Source organism: Corynebacterium belfantii, from assembly GCF_041898185.1.
Taxonomy (GTDB): domain Bacteria; phylum Actinomycetota; class Actinomycetes; order Mycobacteriales; family Mycobacteriaceae; genus Corynebacterium; species Corynebacterium belfantii.
This window is the reverse complement of sequence record NZ_CP157823.1, coordinates 294,017-310,370: the sequence shown is the minus strand read 5'-3', so window position 1 is coordinate 310,370 and position 16,354 is coordinate 294,017. Positions and strand designations below refer to the sequence as shown.

Annotated in this window: 16 protein-coding genes, 1 tRNA gene and 1 pseudogene; 8 read left to right on the top strand and 10 right to left on the bottom strand. The window is 55.3% G+C overall.

Annotation, left to right across the window (positions count from 1 at the left end; genetic code table 11):
- The first annotated feature begins 37 nt into the window (after positions 1-37).
- Positions 38-1,387 (top strand): IS256-like element IS1132 family transposase, encoded by a 1,350-nt coding sequence (locus ABMV07_RS01680; protein ID WP_374064833.1) that lies wholly within the window; start codon positions 38-40, stop codon positions 1,385-1,387.
- 19 nt (positions 1,388-1,406) lie between these two features.
- On the opposite strand, the pseudogene ABMV07_RS01675 reads toward ABMV07_RS01680, so the two are convergent.
- From ABMV07_RS01675 to ABMV07_RS01665, 3 genes and pseudogenes are all read right to left on the bottom strand, one after another.
- Positions 1,407-1,912: pseudogene (locus tag ABMV07_RS01675) on the bottom strand (transposase); the annotation flags it as partial.
- A gap of 67 nt (positions 1,913-1,979) precedes the next feature.
- Positions 1,980-2,306, bottom strand: coding sequence for a hypothetical protein (locus ABMV07_RS01670; RefSeq protein WP_014318586.1), 327 nt, complete (start codon positions 2,304-2,306; stop codon positions 1,980-1,982).
- 6 nt (positions 2,307-2,312) lie between these two features.
- Positions 2,313-2,837 carry a hypothetical protein gene (locus ABMV07_RS01665; protein WP_197692306.1) on the bottom strand — a complete coding sequence of 175 codons (525 nt, stop codon included), beginning with the start codon at positions 2,835-2,837 and terminating at the stop codon, positions 2,313-2,315.
- Between the two features lie 262 nt (positions 2,838-3,099).
- On the opposite strand from ABMV07_RS01665, the gene rhuM (ABMV07_RS01660) reads away from it, so the two are divergent.
- The 3 genes from rhuM (ABMV07_RS01660) (at position 3,100) to ABMV07_RS01650 (ending at position 4,199) form a co-directional block, all read left to right on the top strand.
- Positions 3,100-3,345 carry a RhuM family protein gene (rhuM, locus tag ABMV07_RS01660; protein WP_197692305.1) on the top strand — a complete coding sequence of 82 codons (246 nt, stop codon included), beginning with the start codon at positions 3,100-3,102 and terminating at the stop codon, positions 3,343-3,345.
- Positions 3,269-3,805: a RhuM family protein gene (rhuM, locus tag ABMV07_RS01655; RefSeq protein WP_232034541.1), complete on the top strand. Its 537-nt coding sequence runs from the start codon at positions 3,269-3,271 to the stop codon at positions 3,803-3,805. Before rhuM (ABMV07_RS01660) ends, rhuM (ABMV07_RS01655) begins: the two co-directional genes overlap by 77 nt.
- Before the next feature lie 184 nt (positions 3,806-3,989).
- Entirely contained in the window at positions 3,990-4,199 is a 210-nt protein-coding gene (locus ABMV07_RS01650) for a hypothetical protein (protein ID WP_196977467.1), read from the top strand.
- A gap of 197 nt (positions 4,200-4,396) precedes the next feature.
- On the opposite strand, the gene ABMV07_RS01645 is transcribed toward ABMV07_RS01650, so the two are convergent.
- A protein-coding gene (locus tag ABMV07_RS01645) for an IS3 family transposase (RefSeq protein ID WP_374064997.1) occupies positions 4,397-5,556 on the bottom strand; the annotation gives its coding sequence in 2 pieces (ribosomal slippage) (positions 4,397-5,281 and positions 5,284-5,556; 1,158 coding nt in all).
- 140 nt (positions 5,557-5,696) lie between these two features.
- Here ABMV07_RS01645 and ABMV07_RS01640 point away from each other — a divergent pair.
- Complete coding sequence (locus ABMV07_RS01640) at positions 5,697-6,461, top strand: tyrosine-type recombinase/integrase (protein ID WP_196977471.1); 765 nt, start codon at positions 5,697-5,699, stop codon at positions 6,459-6,461.
- A 3-nt stretch (positions 6,462-6,464) separates the two neighbouring features.
- Here the strand turns inward: ABMV07_RS01640 and ABMV07_RS01635 are convergent, their stop codons facing one another.
- From ABMV07_RS01635 to ABMV07_RS01620, 4 genes are all read right to left on the bottom strand, one after another.
- Positions 6,465-6,872 (bottom strand): hypothetical protein, encoded by a 408-nt coding sequence (locus tag ABMV07_RS01635; protein WP_196977466.1) that lies wholly within the window; start codon positions 6,870-6,872, stop codon positions 6,465-6,467.
- A gap of 38 nt (positions 6,873-6,910) precedes the next feature.
- A complete protein-coding gene (locus ABMV07_RS01630; protein WP_371891178.1) occupies positions 6,911-7,078 on the bottom strand; it encodes an ImmA/IrrE family metallo-endopeptidase in 168 nt (55 codons plus the stop codon).
- A gap of 419 nt (positions 7,079-7,497) precedes the next feature.
- Positions 7,498-7,573, bottom strand: a tRNA-Thr gene (locus ABMV07_RS01625).
- Positions 7,574-7,670: 97 nt separating this feature from the next.
- A complete protein-coding gene (locus ABMV07_RS01620) occupies positions 7,671-8,936 on the bottom strand; it encodes a DNA polymerase III subunit delta' (RefSeq protein ID WP_088267966.1) in 1,266 nt (421 codons plus the stop codon).
- Between ABMV07_RS01620 and ABMV07_RS01615 the strand changes: the two genes are divergently transcribed.
- Positions 8,935-10,461, top strand: a complete 1,527-nt coding sequence (locus ABMV07_RS01615; protein WP_374064832.1) for an adenylate/guanylate cyclase domain-containing protein — start codon at positions 8,935-8,937, stop codon at positions 10,459-10,461. The two genes, ABMV07_RS01620 and ABMV07_RS01615, sit on opposite strands and share 2 nt — an antisense overlap.
- A 16-nt stretch (positions 10,462-10,477) precedes the next feature.
- Here the strand turns inward: ABMV07_RS01615 and ABMV07_RS01610 are convergent, their stop codons facing one another.
- Positions 10,478-11,377, bottom strand: coding sequence for a DUF4862 family protein (locus ABMV07_RS01610; protein ID WP_088267968.1), 900 nt, complete (start codon positions 11,375-11,377; stop codon positions 10,478-10,480).
- Positions 11,378-11,482: 105 nt separating this feature from the next.
- On the opposite strand from ABMV07_RS01610, the gene ABMV07_RS01605 reads away from it, so the two are divergent.
- Together ABMV07_RS01605 and ABMV07_RS01600 are read left to right on the top strand one after the other, a co-directional pair.
- Positions 11,483-13,519 (top strand): sialidase family protein, encoded by a 2,037-nt coding sequence (locus ABMV07_RS01605; protein ID WP_371891173.1) that lies wholly within the window; start codon positions 11,483-11,485, stop codon positions 13,517-13,519.
- A gap of 86 nt (positions 13,520-13,605) precedes the next feature.
- A complete protein-coding gene (locus tag ABMV07_RS01600; RefSeq protein ID WP_196981287.1) occupies positions 13,606-15,582 on the top strand; it encodes an OPT family oligopeptide transporter in 1,977 nt (658 codons plus the stop codon).
- Positions 15,583-15,652: 70 nt separating this feature from the next.
- Here ABMV07_RS01600 and ABMV07_RS01595 read toward each other — a convergent pair whose 3' ends face one another.
- The gene (locus ABMV07_RS01595; protein WP_327785944.1) at positions 15,653-16,345 is read right to left on the bottom strand and encodes an NADPH-dependent F420 reductase; all 693 of its coding nucleotides are present in this window, start codon (positions 16,343-16,345) and stop codon (positions 15,653-15,655) included.
- Positions 16,346-16,354: the final 9 nt, after the last annotated feature.

Below are 16,354 nucleotides of genomic sequence, written 5' to 3'. Positions count from 1 at the left end.
TGTGTGAGGCTCTGATCCAGAAGGAGTTTCACTGATAATGACTACCGTGTCACCGAGGAAAGGTCATGACCCGAACAGGGTCAACGAGATCAGCACTAAGCTGATGGAAAATCCGGAAATCGCCGAACTGATCGGCGAGTTGTCGACTTCCACCGATGATGCCAGCGACCTGGTCAAAGGTCTTTTGCAGGCATCGATCAACGCTGGTCTGCAGGCTGAAATGGACGCGCATCTGGGATACGCGCACTCTGATCGTACGGCGAAAGCCCAGCTGGGCACCCCGGATGGTGGCAATCACCGCAACGGGTCGTACACCAAAACCGTCAACTCTGGCTACGGCACCTTTGATGTGACTATGCCCCGGGATCGAGCTGGCACGTTTACGCCGCGGATGCTGCCTAAAGGCACCCGCCGTCTGACGGAGCTTGATGACATGATCATCTCCCTGTACGCCGGTGGGATGACCGTGCGCGATATTTGCCACCACCTCGCCACCACCCTCGGGGTGGATATGAGCCCAGATACGATCAGCACCATTACCGACGCGGTGTTAGAAGAGGTCATGATCTGGCAAAACCGCCAGCTCGACGAGTTCTACCCAGTGATCTTCCTCGACGCGCTGCGAGTGAAGATCCGCGATGGCCACCGCGTGGTCAACAAGTCTTGCTACATGGCGGTAGGCGTCGACATGGACGGCATCAAGCACATCCTGGGATTGTGGATCGCAGACAATGAAGGCGCCAGTTTTTGGGCATCCGTGTGCGCTGACCTTGCCAACCGTGGGGTCCAAGACGTGTTCATCGTCTGCTGCGACGGGCTCAAAGGCCTGCCGGAAGCCGTGGAGGCAACCTGGCCGAATTCCATGGTGCAGACCTGTATCGTGCACCTGATCCGGGCGGCCAACAGGTGGGTGTCCTACCAAGACCGCAAACCCGTATCAAGTGCGCTACGGGAGGTCTACACCGCACCGACCGAGGACACCGCCCGCGCCGCCCTGGACGCATTCGAGGCCAGTGAACTGGGCCGTAAATACCCGCAATCGGTCAAAGTCTGGCGCGACGCCTGGGACCGGTTTGTGCCATTTTTGCAGTTCCCGCCTGCGGCACGGCGGGTACTCTACACCACGAATTCGATCGAATCGCTGAATGCTCAACTGCGTAAAGCCACCCGCAACCGCGGCCAGTTCCCGAACGATACCGCCGCACTAAAGACACTGTGGCTGATGATCTGCAACATCGAGGACAAGCGCGCTGCCCAGCGAGCGAAGAAAGCCAAGCGCGCCATCGAATGCAACGGCTATATTGAAGGAGCGAAAGCCACCGGGTGGAAACAAGCCATCAACCAACTAGCCGTGGCTTACCCCGACCGATTCGCGGACTACTTGTAAACCAAGCCCCCCGCACACAAACAATCGGACACTCTCGGGCTTTCAGGCGTGTCCCTGGTTCCTCAAGTCCCGCAATTTTTTTAAATAAGCATTTTCAGCCCGCAACCGTTCGTTTTCGCGACGCAGCTTATCTTCTTCAGTAAGCACCTTCGGCTTAGCTGAACCTTTAGGCCTGCCCTTCGGTTTCAGCTTTAACGCGTCATCACCACCTTTGCGCCATTTTCGCGACCAATATCCGACCACTTGATCCGACGACAGACCAAACTCACGGGCCAGATCCATCTTCGACTCGCCAGCTAGATGGCGTTGGACAACTTCCTTTTTGATTTCGAAAGAGTACTGCTGCTTTGAAGGCTTTTCCACAAGACATAGCTTGCCATGGAGCAAGAACCGACGAAACAAAGCACGGACTGGGTAAACACCAACACCAACATGATGAGCTGCAGCCCAATAACTATAACCCTGCTCGAAAAGAGCCACCAATTCTTCCCGCTGTCCCGCCGACAACGAACTACGTGCACGCATACAACTGCTCCCCACTAGTAGGTAACTGATTTCTCAGTCCAACTAATGGGGAGCAGTTCACAGTTTGCTATAGATAATCAGCAACAAATAATACAACCGCCCCAGCAATAATGAGTCCTAATCCAAACGCTGGTAAATCAATCATATGTGCCAGATTAAGAACATGCACTACAGAACCAACTGCAATGATCCCAATCGCTGATTCACTCTCCTTATTTTTCGTTTTTCCAAGACGACGCGCCAGCACTACCGCTACAACAATAAAAACCACTGCATCAAATGCAAAAAACCCATGGCAAAAGATAGTGTAGACAGAAGAAAAAAACACAAGGATAACGCAGACTACCGGCGCCAGCCTGGAATTCCTCATCGAGAGTGAATCAATCTTTTTCATTTTGAATTATGCACACTTTTCTTGCGGAGCACGCTTCCAGCCAATGTTTATAAATTGGCTTAAATCGTAACAGGTTTGATCAGAAAGAATTGCATGTCTAGAGGCTATTTTATTCCAAGCCGCCGAAGCAACAGCAGAACACGCTGCCCCCGCCTTCCATCCTGCAAAACGTGAACAAACCGCACCAGCAAACCCTGAAGAACCGAGAGACCAAAACTCAGCACCGGTAATATAAATACGTGGACCCCAATTCCATTCAAAATTGATATATGGAGTTACCGTGGTTAAATCATCATTCCAAGCAACCACATCGTACTCAACGGTAACTCCATTACTGGTGTTACGATATGTTTCTATAGTATATCCAGGAAATTCTTGTTCAGCGTCTTTTAAAAATCCTTCATTCAGTAATTGATCACGCCGTTCATTAGGTTCACGAGACAATTCCAACGACGACACCCGCCGTTGATCAACAGTCCCATTCGTCACCACCTCATTAGGCATTTGTTCAGAAGTTACAGCATGAGCCATTCCAGATGCCCCTGCCAAGACTAAAAATGATGCAGCGCCAGCAATAAACTTCCGCATGACGCATCACCCCTTCCGCTAAATGAAATTCATAATCATCGCGACGATTTAAACATAACATCTTTTTGAACAATGTTTAACAAATTTTCTTAAAAGTAATTTTCATGTCACCCAATTTTCCCATGGAGAACTGGACCAAACCAAATGTAAAAAACTTTTACAACAGCAAGGTCAGGATCGTTCTATCAATCACTACAACCTAAATATGATCCTCGCGGTTGGGTACCAAGTCCGAGGCGTGCGCGGGACGCAATTCCGCAAATGGGCTACAGAATTCCTTAGCGAATACCTCACCAAAGGTTTCGCGCTAGATGATCAGCGTCCGAAGAATGATGGAGTAGATACGCACTTTGACGAGTTGTTTGAGCGGATCCGTGAGATCACGGATTTCCGAGCGTCAATTCTTCCGCAAAATCTGCGACGTCATTGCTGCTACCAGTGCCGACTATGAAGAAATCAAATCCTATAAAGAGGTCAAAAATTTCTTCGCAGGAATCCAAAACCGGCTTCACTTCGCAACCCATGGAAATACCGCTGCGGAACTTATCTGTCTGCGTGCAGACCACACAAAGCCGAACGCGGGCTTAACCAACTGGACTGGTGAACAGCCGCACAAGGGCGATATGAGTATAGCCAAGAACTTCCTCAACTACGCCGAAGATCAAGCAGAGAGGAAAAAGACTCTCCTGTTAGATGACTGGATGAAGAAGACAGACGCATGGCTTGTCTTTAATGAGCGCCATGTCCTCCATGGTTTTGGAAAGCGAAGCCATAAGCAGGCAATCGCAAAGGCGCAGGCAGAGTGGGACGCTTACCAGCTACGCTTCGATGCAGAGGTAAACACGATGGATATGAAAGCAGTTGAAGCAGAAGTCAAAGCACTCAATCGAGGTGACCACTCGATTGACTAGCCAACACAACAACACCGCAATGTATATCCTCATCTCAACCTAGCGGGGTTGGTCGGAATTTCCGATAACTAAGAAACTCCCTTTCACACTCAACTTGGCAGAAGATGTGAAAGGGAGCTGAGCAGGGATTGAACTATTCGGAAATTCTAAACAGTTTATCCCCGACAAGGAAGAAGTCCACCCCATGGCATTCGTGCGCGACCTCTGGACAAAACCCAACCCCAACGCAACATCGAGAACCAAAAGAATACGCTCTGCTCGATGGGGAAAAGGCAAACGCTGGCAAGCTGTCTGGGTAGAAAACGGCAAACAAGTCACCACCTCATGCCACGCCAAAGACGAAGCTGAACTTCACATCGCACGCGCATCCGTTGGCCAAGCCGATGGCACCTAGATTACTAAAGACAAACTCGATGTCACACTCCAAGACATGTGGGATGTATGGATCGCGTCAAAACAAGGACGCACAGAAAGCACCAAAGCTGGATACATTGCTGCGTGGAAACACATCCAACCCGTCTTCGGAAACACCGCATGTTAGAAAATTGAAGGGTCTGCTGAGGGTTTGGTTGACAGTTTTCCTTCTGATTTTTAGGCCGCAAGGGATGCGACTGGTTCCATGATTGTTTCGTATTCGATTGGTGTCAATTTACCCAGTGCTCGTTGCCGTCTTTTCCTGTGATATGTCCGTTCAATCCAGTGAGTGATCGCGGCAGATAGTTCACAGCGCCTGTTCCAAAAGCCACGATCAAGAACGTTCTTTTGTACAAGAGCGAAGAAAGATTCCATCGCAGCGTTATCCCCACACGCTCCAACTCTGCCCATAGATCCCTTCGCGCCGTAAGATTTCAGCGCGGCACGGAATTTTCTAGAACGAAATTGCGAGCCACGATCAGAGTGAATGATTACGCCATGGGGATTGCCTCGTTTCCTCATCGCATCATCGAGCGCCGCCACCACGAGGCGTGATTTCATCCGCCCACCGGTCGCATAGCCCACGATTCTTCGCGAGCACAGGTCTTTGATCGCACACAGATACAGCTTGCCCTCTTTGGTCCAATGCTCCGCAATATCTGTAACCCACGCAACGTTGAGCGCATCAGCGTGGAAGTGACGCTGTAACAGGTCATCATGTACTGGAGCACCCGACTTCTTCCCACGCGACTTACGCCTAGCGATCACCGAGAACACCTGAGCATGAGAACACAAACGCCATACTCGACGCTCAGAAATCTCTATCCCTTGATCATGGAGCTCGTCTGCTATCAGGCGGTAACCAAATTCAGGATCGTCACTGTGAATCTGGCGAATCTTGTCTATAAGTTCTACTTCTTGGGCTTGCCTGTCCGAAACTGGCTTAGCAGCCCATTTATAAAACGCTTGGCGGGAAAACCCCAGTACCCGAGCCGCTACCGTCACGGTCGCCTTACCTGCCTTGATCAGCTTTTCCACGGTCGGGAAGACCCTTTTGGGCGAATCACCTCTTGAGACAGGTACGCCGCCGCTGCACGTAGCACTTCGTTTTCCATCTCCAACTCGCGAATCCGTTTCAAAGCCTGGCGCATCTCTTTAGCCACTACCGGATCAGCACACGGTTGCATCCCCTGAGCCTGCAACCTCGCATCAGTAATCCATTTTTGCAACGAGGAACGCGAGATCCCCAAATCAGCACACACCTGACGGCGAGCAACCCCAGACTCCACCAACGCCACGGCATCAGCTTTGAACTGCTCTGAATACAACTTCGACATAATCAACATCCTTCCCTGCCCCGCCCCAGCGAAACAAGCTAGACGTCAACCAAACCCTCAGCAGACCCGAAAGAGCAAAAATAGCAGCCTGGATCCCTACCGTCACCACCACCAAAAGCAGCAAGCATAACCAACCCCGTGTGATCGGCTCCGGCTCGCAACGCAAAATCGGAATCGTCATCAAAGCACTCCTCGACCAAGCCGAAGAACTCGACATCATTAACAAAAACAAAATCCGTTGCACCGATATCCCCCGCCAAGGAAAAGCAGAACGCCGCTACCTCACCATCCGAGGAATCGACCGCCTTTTAGCAGCTGCAATACCCATGAACGAAGTAGCACTCATGCGCAACGTTTTGTTATTCACCGGTCTTCGCCCAAGGGAAGCAAAAGGATTGAAAGTCAAAGACCTCGACCCCATGCGCGGTAGGCTGTCCATCCGTCGTGACGTCGACGATCTCGGAAACCCCGATGAAACAAAAACCAGAAACCACCGCGGCGTCCCCATCGGTGGTGACCTCCTTTTCGATCTCGACGACCAAGCAGAAGGAAAACAACCACATGACTGGCTCCTCACCGATGAAACCGGCCATGTGTGGACATCCACAAAATGGCGCAGGCAGTGGGCAACCATCTGCACTCATGCACACATATCAGGCCTGACAACCTACGAGCTACGACACACAGCAGCATCATTGGCGATTGCAGCCGGTGCTGACGTGAAAACCGTTCAACTTATGCTTGGACACGCAAGTGCTGCCACGACCCTTGACACCTACGCACACTTGTGGGAAACCGGACTAGATTCCGTTCCCAGCGCGATGAGTGCTCATTTGCAGCGTGAGCGTGAGAGGTTGGCGTTGCGTGAGCGTAGGCGTGTTGAGTGTGAGTTACAGGTTATTTAGTTTTTAGATGATTGTTTTGCATGCGATGAGGGTGGCGATTATTACCATTAGGGTGAGGATGGAACACATCATGATTAGATCGTTCCAATAGCAAACCTTATATAGAGATAGGTGTTGTTCAATGCAGTTTTTGAAGCGTTTGTCTGGGCTCCATTCTGCAGGAAAGTTATTGCCGCTTAGGAATTGGAAGTACGCGATTCTTGGGTGCCACCGGGTCAGTGACGTATAAAACGCGGGTGATTGGAATTTGCTATCTATGTCTTTTCGGCTTGGAGTGGCACTGGGGTGTTCGGGTTTTTCAATTGCCCTTTTTGTGGCGGGGTCGATATCTTTATTTTCTTCAGCGGCTTTTGCTGGGAGCTTGTCGAAATTGCTTTCTTCCGCTGAATCCTGGGGTTTTACATCTGGCACGTTGTATCTGGGTTCTTTTTGAGGCGTTCTGCGCGTTTTTACTGCTGGTTGTGAGACTCCGAAGTGGATTGCGGTAGCAAATTCGCCTTTTTATCTAGAATTTTTGAGTATTCGACGTCTTTTCCCAGGTGTTCGCGTTCGACTAGATGGCCTATTTCGTGGGCGAGTGTGAAGCGCTGTCGAACTTCTGGCTCATTTGAGTTGATGTATATTTTGGGTTTTGTTCATCTTCTTTGACAACGGCTCCGGAAATGGTGGGATCGAGGGGCGGAATTCGACTGAGGGTCCAAGGGTTGCAGCTAGCTGTACTAGTCCGGAGACTCCTGAGTTTCCGATTGGGAGTGATCTGAGAATTTCAACTGCGCGCATTCGTGCATCTTCATATAGCAGCATCTCGATCACTCCTCTCTGTCTGTCAATATGATAACCCGTTCATGCATGAATTAAATAGATGTTTTGGGATTGTTCCTCCATGGTTCTTATGTCATTTTTTGCAAAATCTGTTCGCTATTTGTTCGCTTTCTGTTCGCTACGAGACGCAATCACCTGCAACAACATGCAACATGCAGCAGTTGTGAAGCAAAAGGAAACCCCAGCTAGAAAGGTTAATCTAGCTGGGGTTTTATGGAGCCGCCTGCGAGAATCGAACTCGCGACCTTTTCATTACGAGTGAAGCGCTCTACCGACTGAGCTAAGGCGGCACGGATAAAACGTATGAGTGTGTTATCCGGCGACAACTATACCGTATGGGTTGCCAAAATATGAAAACCGCAGAGCATGAGCGGGGTACTACGCCGGTTAAGTGGCTCCGCAGGCGATTCGGATGCGGCCGAGCATGGCGTCGAAGGCGGCTTCGGGGCGCACGTTATTCGGGATTTGTTCGCGGCAGATGGTGATGGCGTCGAGGCAGGCGACGAGTCCGGCCAGGGGGACGCGTTGGGCGAGTTCGGCGGATAGGCCGCTGAGGTCGGGGTGGATCAGTCCGACTGTGGCGTGGGTGTGGGTCATGATGGCGTCGCGGTAGATTCCGGAGAGGTCGACGAGTGCCATGTCGAGGTGGTCGCGGACGAAGCGGGTTTTGCGTTTCTTTTGTAGTGCTTCGAGGTCGCGGATGGCGGAGTCGGCTCCGCGGAGGGCTTTGTGTACTCCTTTGCCGCGGGATCCCATGCCGAGGGCGTTGCGGAGTTTGTCGATTTCTTCTTCGTTTTCTTCTTTGAGCTGGGCTTCTGCTTGTTTTGTTATTTGTTTCACTAGGCTGCCGCCGGCGCGGAAGGCTTGGTCGCCGTGGAAAACGAGTTCTGCGATGTTGAGTACTGCGGAGCGTCGCATTTGGGCGTCTTTGTTGGTGGCTAGCCAGCGTGCGCGTCCGATGTGTCCGCCGGTGGTGGCTGCTGCTAGGCGTGCGGCGGGTTCGGGGATGGCTCCGTCGCGGGTGAGTACTGCTACGGCTTCGTCGATGGAGGGTTGGGGGACGTAGAGGTGGCGGCTGCGGGAGCGGAGTGTGGGGATGATGTCGGTGGGGTCGGTGGAGGGTGCACAGAGGATGATCACGGTGTGCGCTGGGGGCTCTTCGACGGTTTTAAGCAGAGCGTTGGCGGATTCGGGGGTGAGGCGGTCGGCGTTGTCGAGGATGACTACTCGCCATTGTCCGACGGTGGGTCGTTTTGCGGCGGGTTCGACTACGTCGTCACGCATCATTTCGACGGGGATGGAAAGTTCGCGTGGGACGATGTGGAGGACGTCGCCGTGGGCGTCGTGAAGCACGGCGCGGCATTGTTCGCAGCGCCCGCAGCCGACCATGGTGGGGTCTGTGCATTCGAGGGCGGCGGCGAATGCGACGGCCGCGACGGAGCGCCCTGACCCGGGTGGGCCGGTAAATAGCCATGCGTGTGTCATGGCGCTGCCGATGTCGTGGTTGCGTGCGGCGCGCGCGGCGGTACGCAATATGGGGGCGATGTGTTCGCTCACGCCCATCTGCGCAAAGATGTCCGACCCAGTTATTTCCGTGCTCATTACTTCAATAGAGTATCGCTTGTGGTAGCCGACCGTTAAAGTAGTGGGCATGACCAAACTATGGCGCGCCTTCAAGTGGCTGTTTAAGACTTCGTGGCCGTTATACGCAACCACGGTATTGGGCTCCAATGTGTTGGGCGCGGTGGGGGTCATGTTGTTCCTGAAGTACTTGGTGCCGCTGCCAGAGTTTGACCAGTTCACCGATGAGGCCAGCTACCTACCTGAGCTGGGCATTGGTTATTTGATCTTGGCGGTTATTTTTGGTGGCGTGGTCACCTTTTTGCTGTTTCGTCCGGTGCTGGACTGGCAGCGCCATCCGGATACGCATGATCCAAACATGGTGCGTAATTTGGTGATGCGTATCCCGATCTACCAGGCGGCTTTGTGCAGCGTGGTGTGGGCGCTGGGCATTGTGGTGTTGGCGATTGCCGCTGGGCAGACTTCGCCACGCTTGGCGTTGGCCATTGCGGTTGCTTCGACGCTTAGTGGTGCTGTGATCGTGGTGCTCACCTACTTGGAGGCGCAGCGGTTGGTGCGGCCGGTGGCGGCAACGGCGCTGGCTCGTCGTTTTGAGGATTCCACGTTGGAGCCGCCGATTATGTCGCGCCTGCGACTCACGTGGGCGTTGACCAGCGCGGTTCCGATCATTGGCATTTTGTTGATGGTGATGGGCCACCACCTGGGCATGTTTACCGATCACGTCAGCGACATTATGCCTGCGGTGATTGCGTTGACTATGGCCGCGCTGATCACTGGTTTTTTGGGCACCACCCTTTCGATCATGAGCGTGGTGGATCCGATTTTGGAGCTGCAGGGGGCGATCAATCGGGTGCGCCGCGGGGATTCGGGTGTCCAGGTGGACATTTACGACGGCTCCGAGATCGGTGTGCTTCAGGCCGGCTTCAATGAGATGATGCGTGGTTTGAAGGAGCGCCAGCGTGTGCGCGATATTTTCGGCCGCTATGTGGGGGTAGAGGTTGCTCGGCGCGCTTTGGAGGAGCGTCCGCAGCTAGGCGGCGAGGATCGTGAGGTTGCTGTTGTGTTCGTTGACGTGATTGGTTCGACCACGTTCGCCGTCAACCACGACCCAGAAGAGGTTGTGCAGGAGCTCAATCGCTTCTTCGAGCATGTGGTGGAGGTTGTGCACCGCAACAAGGGCATTATTAACAAGTTCCAAGGCGATGCTGCACTGGCTGTTTTTGGCGCACCAGTCACACTTTCCGACGCCACCGGCCACGCCCTCACCGCCGCCCGCGAGCTACGCCACGAGCTCATGGGCTTGCGCCTTGAGGCCGGTATTGGTGTTGCTTCTGGTCACGTGGTGGCCGGTCACATTGGTGGCCATGATCGTTTCGAGTACACGGTGATCGGTGACGCTGTGAATACTGCGGCGCGCTTGACCGAGATTGCCAAGAACACCCCTGGTCGCGTGCTCACCAACTCTGCTACGTTGCAGCGCGCCAACGAGGCAGAGCAGGCTCGGTGGACGATGATGAAGTCCGTGGAGCTGCGCGGTCGTTCCCTGATGACGCAGCTCGCACGGCCTATTCGCCAAACGTTGGCGGATCGTTCCTAATTAGCTAGCGGATTAGTTAGCGAAGGTGCCGCGTGATGTGACCGAGCATGGTCACTCGTGTTGCCACGTCGGCTTCTGCAGGTGCTTGGATCTTGGCACCGTAGTATTTCTGTGCCCCGCCTGCGGCGCTGAGGCATTCTGCGATGCGGTCATCGTCCATGAGTGATGCTGGCTCGTCGACGTGGTGTGGCAGGTGTAGGTCGGCCCATGCGGCGCCGAAGGCGTTTTCTTTGTCGCCGGCACCGGAGAACATCACCCCTTCGAATACGCCCTCGGCGACGAGTGCTTTGATGTGCTGTGCTGGCAGTTGGGCGTCGTAGGCTTCCATTGCGGAACGTCCCCAGTTCACGGTGATACCGATGCCGGTTTCTTTGGCGATGGCGATTTCTTGTTCAATGCTAAGGAAGCGCTTTTCGCCGGTCACGGCCTCGTTATAGCGGTCGCAGTGTTCGATGATGAGGCGGGGGTCGTCGGTGTCCATGCCCTCGAGTAGTTCGGTAAGTGAGCGGAGGAACTGGTCGCGGTTGGCGGTCACGCTTGGTGCGGAATGGATGTGGATTCCTGCGATTACACGGTGGCCGGCTGCGTCGTCAAGCGCGCGTGCGCTGTCGATGATGCTGCGGGTGAAGGCGATGGCGGCGTTGCGTCCGTCGTCATCTGGTGAGGCGAGGCCGAAGGTGCCACCGTCCCAGACGCGCATCATGGTGCCGGGGATCGCGGTGATGATGGAGCCGGTGAACCGTCCTGCGAGTTGGCCGGCGAGCCACGTGGGGTCGTCGTGAATGTTGTCGCGGAATGGAAGTTCGAGGCCGGTGGCTCCAAGGTCGGTGTGGAGGCGATCGTAGAAGGCTTCTTGGTCGGCGCGCGTGGCAGGTAGTGCTGCGTAGGCACCGATGACCAGTGGTGTGGTGTTCATGGTTTTCCCTTGCAAAAGTGTGGTGGCATCGTAATAATTATGAGCGTACTCCAGACATCAGACGTCTGACCCCAAAGAGTGATCAATCCCCTTGAAAGTAACCCCATGACCACCACAACCGGCGCACTCACCATCACCTTCGCCACCACTTGCGACGGGCCACTCGCCCACATCCCCCAGCAACTCGACCTCAACATCGTCCACGGACGCATCCAAGGCACCACCGCCCACCGTCGCATCGACGCCGAAGACCCCGACGGACTTGACGACGGCCTCCCGCACCACCTATGCCTCAGCGTGGATACCATCGGAACCCACCTCTTTATCGACGGCTACGAGGCATTTTCCACCACCCAAACCGAATGGTTCGACACCTCAGAACTCACCCTCAACCCCCACGGCACCCTCACCATCATCGATCACCAGATCCTCGACCGCGCCCCCACCCCACGCCAAGCGCGCAACCTCGCACCAGCGGCCGAACCCCTCGTCTGGTTCGCTGGCAACCACCTCAGCCCTCACGACACCCAGCTCATATCGCACCTCACCCACGGCTCCCTACGGCTACTTATGAAAACCCGCGGCACCGGCCAAGGTGGCGTAGCATTCCAAGCGCACACCACCGATGGCGACCTCACTCTCGAAATCATTGACGGCACCCTCATATTCAGCGTGCGATGCCACGACGAAGACTACGTGCGCATCACCGCGCCGGGGCGCTGGGATGACGGTCAGATTTACGACGTCGTCATCGTATGTGGGCGCGGCGCCACCGACATCTACGTCGACGGCCAGCAACTCATCCACAGCCCAGGGGTCGCCTTCTTTAACGACCTGCTAGGCGAGCTCTCCGTCCATATTGGTACTGCCGCCAGCGGTGTGCGCCTTTTCGGCGAGGTGCAATCGGGCATGATCTACCCCCACGTGCTCAACCATCACCAAGTCCAGCGCCTCGCCACTGTCGAACCGATAGCCACCCAAGCGCTATTCGACTGCCTCCTCGATGGGGCACAAAGCTACCGCATTCCCTCATTGATCACCACGGATTCCGGTGTCATTATCGCCGGCGCCGACAAGCGCGTGAGCATTGCTAACGACGCCCCCAACGACATCGACTTCGTACTACGCCGCAGCGTGGATGGCGGCCACACATGGCAACCGCCACACACAATCCTGCAGCTCCCCGACACCGCCTGCGTTACCGACTCCGTCCTGCTCCAAGACCACACCACCGGCCGCATCTTCGCCTTTCTTGACCAATTCCCAGCAGGAATCGGCCAACCCAACGCCGCCCTCGGTACCGGCTTCGACACAGACGGCAACCGCATTGGACACTTTGCCGACGGCAGCACCTGCACCATGCCGCATGAGGTGGATCAGCTGGAGGCGTCGTTTTTCGGCGATCCCCATAATGCACCCGCAGGCACCGTCTTCCAACACCCCAGCTGCCACCTATGGATGCTCACCAGCGACGACGATGGCCAGACATGGAGCACCCCACGCGATCTCACCCCAGATATAAAAGAAGAATGGATGCGCTTTTGCGGCACCTCGCCAGGAAACGGCATCCAACTGCAACGCGGCACCCATGCAGGCCGGCTGCTTATTCCGATGTATTACACCAAAGGCGACCAGTTCTTCGCCGCCGCACTCTACAGCGACGATCATGGCCACACGTGGCATCGCGGTGAATCCCCAGAGCTCGAGATGTACGAATCCACGCTGGTAGAGGCAAGCGACGGCAGCGTGCTGCTATGGGCACGCAATCAACATCCTTCCGGCGCGGTGGCTCATGCGCGCAGCACTGACGGCGGCCACTCGTGGTCACAGGTCACGTTCAACCCGAACGTTCCAGAGATCTTCTCCCAGCCCAACGCACTGCGCGTGACCAACCCCGATGCCATCATCTTTGCCAACGCCTCCCAGCTGTTGCCGTTTCGCGGGCGCGGAGTGATCCGCATGTCTACTAACGACGGCGCCTCGTGGCAATACAATCGCGTGTTCAATCCTCGGCACTACGTGTACCAGTGCATGGCCCAGCTTCCCGACGGTTCCATCGGCCTGCTGTGGGAACGCGAAATGCAAGGACTGTTTTTCAGCATCATTCCCATGGCGTGGATCATGCAGGGCTATGCCCATTAAAAAGGTCACAATTTTCTTTTCGCATATTCCGCACATACGCTAATAAGGTTCATTGCTTTTCCTCGTTCCGAGAGAGGATCCTCGTCGTGTCTCAACCCGACATTCACAAACCTAAGGTGAGCTCGCCTGTTCGCGAACTCACCTTGCGCGCCATCATCATCGGTGGCCTGATCACATTGGTCTTCACCGCAGCAAACGTGTACTTGGGCCTCAAAGTAGGTATCACCTTTGCCACGTCTATCCCTGCTGCCGTGATCTCCATGGCAATCCTGCGTAAATTCGCCGGTCACACGATTCAAGAAAACAACATCGTGCAGACCATCGCCTCTGCCGCAGGAACGCTGTCCGCGATTATCTTCGTCCTGCCGGGTCTTATCATGGTCGGCTGGTGGACCGGATTCCCATACTGGACCACCGCATTCGTCTGTGCCCTTGGCGGCATCCTCGGCGTGATGTACTCCATCCCGCTGCGCCGCGCCCTTGTCACCGGCTCCGACCTGCCTTACCCAGAAGGCGTGGCCGCAGCCGAGGTACTCAAGGTAGGCGACGACGCCTCCCAGGTCACCGACCACGAAGAAAATAAACGCGGCCTCGCCGTGATCATTGTGGGTGCTCTTACCTCTGCCGGCTACTCCCTCCTAGCCGCCATGAAGGCTGTCACCGCGGAAATCATCGGCACCTTCAAACTCGGTGCTGGCGGTACGATCTTTGGTTCCAGCCTGTCGCTGGCATTGATCAGTGTGGGCCACCTCGTTGGTCCTACCGTTGCGATCTCGATGATCGTTGGTCTGATTATCTCCTACGGCGTGCTGCTTCCTTACTTCTCTGCAGCTGGTATCGCAGCCGGCGGCGAACTCGCTGAAGTTGTGAGCACCACTTTCGTCCAAGAGGTTCGCTTCGTGGGCGCTGGCACCATGGCTGTTGCCGCTATCTGGACCTTGATCAAGATCATCGCCCCGATTGCAAAGGGCATCAAGGAATCCCTCACATCCTCACGTGCTCGTGCCGCAGGTAACGACGTTCACATCACCGAACGCGACATCCCATTCACCGTCGTGTTGGGAACCATCTTGGCATCCATGCTGCCCATCGGCGCACTGCTTTACCTGTTCGTTCACGCCACCGAGATCTCTCACCACACCAGCACGCTGATCATCTTGAGCATCGTGTTCGTCCTCGCCATCGGCCTGATCATCGCCGCAGTGTGCGGCTACATGGCCGGCCTGATTGGTGCATCCAACTCGCCAATTTCAGGCGTAGGCATCATCGTGGTGTTGGCCTCCGCACTGCTGATCAAGTTCGTCACCGGCAACGAGTCGCAGTCCAACGCCCCAGCACTGGTGGCCTACACCCTGTTCACCTCCGCTGTGGTCTTCGGCATTGCCACCATTTCTAACGACAACCTCCAGGACCTCAAGACCGGCCAGTTGGTTTCTGCAACCCCATGGAAACAGCAGGTTGCTTTGATCATCGGTGTGCTGTTCGGCTCGATCATCATCCCTCCTGTACTGCAGCTCATGCTGACCGGCTTCGGCTTTGTCGGCGCCCCAGGCGCTGGCGAAAACGCACTAGCTGCCCCACAGGCCGCACTGCTGTCTTCTGTTGCCAACGGCATCTTTGGTAACTCCCTCGACTGGAGCCGCATCGGATTGGGTGCCATCATCGGCGTCTGCGTGATCATCCTGGATGAGGTCCTGCGCCGCACCAAGGGCTGGTCACTACCACCACTGTCCGTGGGCATGGGCATCTACCTGCCAATCGCACTGACGCTGATCATCCCCATCGGCGCATTCATCGGCCTGTTCTACGACAAGTGGGCAGCACGCCAAGCTAACCCAGAGGCTTCCAAGCGCATGGGTATCCTGCTTGCTACCGGTGCCATTGTTGGTGAGTCCCTCTTCGGTGTCCTTAACGCCGCTATCGTTGGCGGCTCCGGCAAGGATGAACCACTAGCACTGTTCGATTTCGGTGCTGCCACCCAGTGGATCGGCCTCGTTGTCTTCGCGATCATGGTCACTGTTTTGTACAAGTGGCTGCGCACGAAGTCCACTGAAGCTGTCTAAACAGCCCAGCTAGTACAAGGGAGATCCGCCTCGTTGATTTGAGGAGGATCTCCCTTTTGTGTTTCATACCCTACCGCGAAGCCGCGTCGAGTGCGTCTTTGATTTCTTGTTCAGTCGCAAGATGCCCTGGACCCATATCAAAGATAGAGGTGGGCTGTGCCCCCTGGGGAATGTATGGCCTGCCGTAGGCGGGCTGACCATTATCAAAGCGCCAACCCTGCGCTAGCGGACCAGCGTCGATTGTTCCGTAGCCGATAGCGTTGAGAAATTCCCGAACTTCCGCCTTGGCGCTGTCGTCGTCACCGGCGATCACCAGAGAGGTGCGAGCGTCGGCATGCTCCGGACGCGCAAGCTCGCCCAAGTGGCGGAAATTAATGTTGTTAAATGCCTTCACTATCTTCGCCTCCGGCACTCGATCCTGCAGAATCTGCGAGGTTGTGATCTCCCTACTATCGAGCTGTTCAATGAACCCATCGCGCTGCTCGTAGTAATTGCTCGTCTCAATGACAACCTTGCCACGCAGCGGCTCAGTCGGAATCTCATGGAGCGAGTTCAGCGGAATGGTCACCACCACAATATCCCCAGCTTGGGCTGCTTCTTCTGCGGTGGCAGCCCGCGCGTTTGGCCCCAGCGCTTGAGTCAGCGGCAACAGCGTGCGGGGTTCGCGCGAATTGCTCATCACTACGTTGTATCCCGCGTCTATTGCTAGACGTGCGACCGTAGCTCCGATCAAACCAGATCCAATGAATCCGATTGTCTTCATGGCAGTCCT